Consider the following 1,247-nt stretch of genomic DNA (forward strand, 5'->3'; position numbering starts at 1 on the left):
CTCCTCGGGGGAGCGCGCGTCACGGTGTGCGGACAGTGCGCCGCCCGGCGCGACCTCACGCAGGACGCCCTCCTGCCCGGCGCGGTCATCCGCGGCGCGGCGGCGTTCGTCGAGGAGGTCGTGGCGCCCGGCGCCCGCGCGCTCGTCTACTGACGGCCGCGGGCCAGGGCGTCAGCGAGGCGCCGGTGGCCGGCCCGACAGCGGTCAGCCCACGAGGGCGAGCGAGAGCACGTACACGACGACCCCGGGCACGAGCAGGCTCGCGGCGGCCGACGCGAGCTGCGCCCGGAACGACCCGACGGCGGGCAGCACGCTGAGGACGCGGCGCACAGCGTGGGCGACGGCGGCGGCGAGGAAGCCGGTCAGCGCCGCGGGGCCCGAGTCGGGGCCGCCGAGCAGGGTGGCCGCGAGCAGGGCCGCGCCACCGCCGAGGAACATCGCGAGGGGCAACATCCACGGCCGGACCCTGGGCATCCCGGCGACGAGGTCGGCGAGCGAGGACGCGGCGATCGCCGCGAGGGCGACGACGGCGGCAGAACCGAAGACCGCGAACTCGGTGTCGGTCGTGGGCAGGATCCGCTGGTCCTCGCCCACCTCGGCCCAGCTCGTCATCCAGCGCTGGCCCTGCGGGGTCGACAGCGCCGACGCCGGGTACACGGCGCGCTGCTCCTCGCCGCGGCGGATGCGCTCCTCGTTGGCCCGCATCGTCGACTCGTCGAGGGCCGGGCCCTCAGCGATGGACAGGACGTAGTTGCGCAGCAGCCCGGTCGTCTCGGCGAGCAGCCGGCTGACGACCGAGGGTGCGAGGGCGTCGTCGATCGGCTCGCTCAGCGGCTCGTGGGCGCCGAGGGCCTGGGAGGTGATCCGGGCGAGGAGGTCACGCGACGCCTCGAGCTCGCGCCGCCGCTCCTCGACACGCGTCATCTCGCGCCGGAGCTGCTCCTCGAGGACGAGGAGAGCCCCACCGTCGTACGTCGATGGGTCGCTCACGCGAACCCCTCCATTCCCCTGCGGACGGGACGGGTGGCCGATTGCTGCCAGTGGCACCCAAGTGTCGCACCTCATGGCGCGAAGGGAGCACCATTGAGCAGCACAGCCGAGGTTGCAGGCGACCGCGGGTGTGGCGCTTCTTGGCGAGAGGGAAGCGTCGGACCCCACAGCGGTCGCGACATCGGCTGTCGGAAGGGCCCGGGTGTTCGCACCCGGGCCCTTCGCTCGTCACCGGCCGCAGCGCCGCCCTCCAGCGG

At 74.9% G+C, this 1,247-nt stretch carries 1 protein-coding gene; it reads right to left on the bottom strand.

Features of this window, described 5'->3' with window-relative positions:
• Positions 1–204 precede the first annotated feature (204 nt).
• Positions 205–990, bottom strand: coding sequence for a hypothetical protein (locus tag C6Y62_RS16140; protein ID WP_173954802.1), 786 nt, complete (start codon positions 988–990; stop codon positions 205–207).
• Between the last annotated feature and the right edge of the window lie 257 nt (positions 991–1,247).

Source organism: Hyphomicrobium sulfonivorans (assembly GCF_013306565.1).
Classification (GTDB): Bacteria; Pseudomonadota; Alphaproteobacteria; order Rhizobiales; family Hyphomicrobiaceae; genus Hyphomicrobium_A; species Hyphomicrobium_A sulfonivorans.